The sequence below is a fragment of the Andreprevotia sp. IGB-42 genome, assembly GCF_009848685.1.
Taxonomy (GTDB): domain Bacteria; phylum Pseudomonadota; class Gammaproteobacteria; order Burkholderiales; family Chitinibacteraceae; genus Andreprevotia.
On sequence record NZ_WXTX01000049.1, the window covers coordinates 1 to 1091 of the forward strand.

The following is a 1091-nucleotide window of genomic DNA, read 5'->3' on the forward strand; positions in this document are numbered from 1 at the left end:
CCCCATAAAGTACCACTACGACGATAGGTGCGATTCACATATTGCACATAGCGTTGCCCCAGTGCCTTCATCAGTGCACCCGCCCCATCAGTATGAGATGAAGACAACAGCAAATGAACATGATTGGTCATCAATGTATAACCGTGCACTTTGCAACCTGTCATCACTGCATAGTCTTTTAGCCATTCCAGATAGACCAGATAATCTTCATCGGCAAAGAAACAAGCCTGACGATTATTGCCCCGCTGGATCAGATGCAGTGGGACACCGGGTGGATAAACACGGGCGCGACGTGGCATAGGACATTCGAGTAAGTGAGCTCACTGGAAAAATAGACCATAAAACGTGGTCTGTCCCCTATTTTTTTATGGTACAATTAATGAAATGGTAGGTAGTGGAATCAATAATACTGAACCTGCAGAATCTTATTTGAGTAATGAAGAAAAGACTCGTGCAGTAGTTGTGGTAGATTTGCACACGGATGCCGCTGCGGATAAAGCAATTGCCGCTGTGTTTTCTAGTGTCAAGGAAAACAATAATAAATACAGTCTGTGTGGTAATAGCTGTGCAATCGTTGCGGCGAAGGCCTTAGTTGCGGCTGGGATACTTACTGAAAGTGACGTTAAAAATTGCACAACGCCGCTTCAGCTGTTGAATCTGGTAAAAAAGGCGATGCAAACCAAAGCAGATGCTTCCACATCAGATGATGCAAATCAGTCTTCCGTAGGGCAGGGAGGAAAGGCTGAGGGTACGTCTGAGGTGAAGAATGACGCTGTGTCAGGAGAAAACCCATAAAGCGCATATTAATATTGGCCCTGCTCTTGGTGGGGTGTGGGCCATGGATACGACATGAGGATGTGGCAGGGAAGCAATTTGTAGCTCCTTATGGTGGATTTCCTGTGCTTGATGAGAAAACGCATGTGGTTTCTTTCAGGCTTGCCAAAGAAGAGGTGTGCCTGATCGTTGGCGTAAATTACAAATCGATGTCGGCAGGAATTTATTACTTGAGGATTTCTTGTGAGCATGGGGACGGCATTGTGCATTACGGTGGAAAGTCAACAATAAAAGATTGATGAGTATTGTCAGGTCCC

At 45.6% G+C, this 1091-nt stretch carries 3 protein-coding genes; 2 read left to right on the top strand and 1 reads right to left on the bottom strand.

Annotated elements, in window-relative coordinates:
- The coding region (locus IGB42_RS21825) for a transposase (RefSeq protein WP_174764255.1) at nt 1-299 on the bottom strand (299 nt) is incomplete at its 3' end.
- Nucleotides 300-429: 130 nt separating this feature from the next.
- Between IGB42_RS21825 and IGB42_RS21830 the strand changes: the two genes are divergently transcribed.
- Together IGB42_RS21830 and IGB42_RS21835 are read left to right on the top strand one after the other, a co-directional pair.
- Nucleotides 430-795: a hypothetical protein gene (locus IGB42_RS21830; protein WP_159675659.1), complete on the top strand. Its 366-nt coding sequence runs from the start codon at nt 430-432 to the stop codon at nt 793-795.
- Nucleotides 796-857: 62 nt separating this feature from the next.
- Nucleotides 858-1073, top strand: coding sequence for a hypothetical protein (locus tag IGB42_RS21835; RefSeq protein WP_159675660.1), 216 nt, complete (start codon nt 858-860; stop codon nt 1071-1073).
- Nucleotides 1074-1091: the final 18 nt, after the last annotated feature.